2 protein-coding genes and 2 pseudogenes are annotated in these 1922 nt (G+C 69.3%); all 4 read left to right on the top strand.

Features of this window, described 5'->3' with window-relative positions:
- Positions 1-101: 101 nt before the first annotated feature.
- The gene (locus AB0I73_RS41145) at positions 102-452 is read left to right on the top strand and encodes a hypothetical protein (protein ID WP_363045493.1); all 351 of its coding nucleotides are present in this window, start codon (positions 102-104) and stop codon (positions 450-452) included.
- A complete protein-coding gene (locus tag AB0I73_RS41150; protein ID WP_363045494.1) occupies positions 449-802 on the top strand; it encodes an ATP-binding protein in 354 nt (117 codons plus the stop codon). Before AB0I73_RS41145 ends, AB0I73_RS41150 begins: the two co-directional genes overlap by 4 nt.
- Positions 756-1145: pseudogene (locus AB0I73_RS41155) on the top strand (site-specific integrase); the annotation flags it as partial. The gene AB0I73_RS41150 and the pseudogene AB0I73_RS41155, both read left to right, overlap by 47 nt.
- A 150-nt stretch (positions 1146-1295) precedes the next feature.
- Positions 1296-1922, top strand: a pseudogene (locus AB0I73_RS41160) (integrase); the annotation flags it as partial.

Genomic DNA, 1922 nt, shown 5'->3' on the forward strand with positions numbered 1-1922 from the left:
GCCGACCACGGACTCAACGGCGCGTACTGCATCGACAGCGCCTGGCACCACGGCTGGGAGACCCTCGCCGCCCTGATCGCCACCACCAAGGCCACCACCCGATGACCGGCCGCACCCGCAGCCGCCTGGACCGGATGCGCGCCTCGGTCGGCATCGCTCAGCTCGCCCTCCAGCAGATCGAGGACGACCTGAGCGCCGACGACGTCGACGCCGCCGAGCTTGCCGCGATCCTGCGCGAGCTCCAGGAGGACGTCGACGTCCCCGACGGCCTCTTCCCCTCCCTCGCGCAGCTGCTCACCACCGCCGCCCGCCGGGCGGAGCAAATCGAGCCCGACCGCGACGGCGACGCCTCCTGCCCCCTGCACGAGGCCGCTGCCCTGCTCACCGACAACGCCGGGCAGCGCCTGAACTGGGCTGCCCGCTCCCTCGACCCGCAAGGAGATGCCGCATGACCTCGGTGCTGTACCCGGACCTGCCCGAGAACGGGCTGATCGTGCTGATCGGCGCCTCCGGTGCGGGCAAGTCGACCCTGGCCCGCACCTGGCCGGCCTCCCAGGTCCTCTCCCTCGACGCCCTGCGCGGTACGGTCAGCGACGATCCCGGCGACCAGAGCGCGACCGGCGACGCCGTCGACGTCCTCAAGCTGATCCTGGAACGCCGGATGGCCCGCAAGCTCAACACGGTCATCGACGCCACTTCCCTGATGATTGGGCGTGTTCAAGCATCAGGGGAGGCGTCAGTTGCACGAGTGGAACATGGTGTGGGTGCCCGATCCGGGGCAGTGGGGATCGCTGCCGTCTGAGGGGGTCCTGGGGGTACAGGACCTGCCCGCCGAGGTCGCCCGGATTGGTCTCCGGCCGGGCGATCCGGTGTTCGTGTCACCGGACGGAACGGTGGACCGGGACCTGCTGAATTTCGTTCGGTCCGTCGAATTCCGAGATCTGGAGCGGGAAACCAAGCGGAATTACGCGACGGATATCCGGCCCTTGTTGACTTTCCTGTCCTCGCGCGAAGTTCCTTTGAGGCAGGCGACCAGGCAGGACCTGGCGGACTACCGGCACTGGAGATGCCGGGCTCCACAGAACCCGCGCCGAATCAGCGGGACGAAGTGGAACCGGGAGGCGGCAGCGTTCACCAAGTTGTTCCGGTGGGCGAAGGTGTCCCCGCTGCCGGTGGACATCGTGCGGCGAGGGGACCGGGCGGCGGACTCGGTGAGCTCGCGAGTGCTGTGGCTGACGCCGCGGACCTGGGGCTTGTGGTCGGACATCGGGCTGCGAGGCCTCAGCCGTACAGGAATGCCGACGCCGGGGTGGGAGTCGCGGACGGAGCTGCGCAACACCAGCTTCGTGCAGCTGCTGCTCAGCTCCGGCCTGCGCCGGCAAGAGGGTGGTTCGCTGCTCACCTTCGAACTACCCAGCCAGCGCCTGCGGTTCGGCCGTTACTGCCATGGCCGTGTCGCTGCGGCGGTCACCCGGTCGAAGCACAGCCGGGTCTTCTACGTGTCGGTGGACGCGGTCGGCCAGGCCGAGGCATACGTCGAGTCAGAACGCGCGTGGGCGGTGCAGCGCGCCCAGACGGAAGGCCGCTACGAGCGGCTGCCCATGATGCGGCTGGTCACGAAGGTGACGCGAGGTCTGAGACCGAAGGTCGAGTGGGTCGACGCGAACGGTGTCGTCGGCGAACAGGAACTCAGCCGCCTGGGATGGCGCGAGCGGCAGTGGCTGTTCCTGGAGGGCCCGGACGGGCCGGAGCCAGCCTGGTTGTGGCTGACGGAGCAGGGTCTGCCGATGGTCCCGGACCGGTGGAACGGCGTGTTCAGGGCGGCGAACCTGCGTTGCGAGGAAGTCCTGCTCTCCCCGGAAGAACGGGAGATCGAACGGGACTTCCGGCTGGCGGAGGTACGCGGCAAGAGCCCGTACGCG

The sequence above is a fragment of the Streptomyces sp. NPDC050388 genome (genome assembly GCF_040655635.1).
Classification (GTDB): Bacteria; Actinomycetota; Actinomycetes; order Streptomycetales; family Streptomycetaceae; genus Streptomyces.

What these genes read in the sequence shown, in the direction of transcription:
- AB0I73_RS41145 (WP_363045493.1), top strand. Translation starts at nt 102, where the DNA reads ATGACCGGCCGCACCCGCAGCCGCCTGGACCGGATGCGCGCCTCGGTC.
- AB0I73_RS41150 (WP_363045494.1), top strand. Translation starts at nt 449, where the DNA reads ATGACCTCGGTGCTGTACCCGGACCTGCCCGAGAACGGGCTGATCGTG.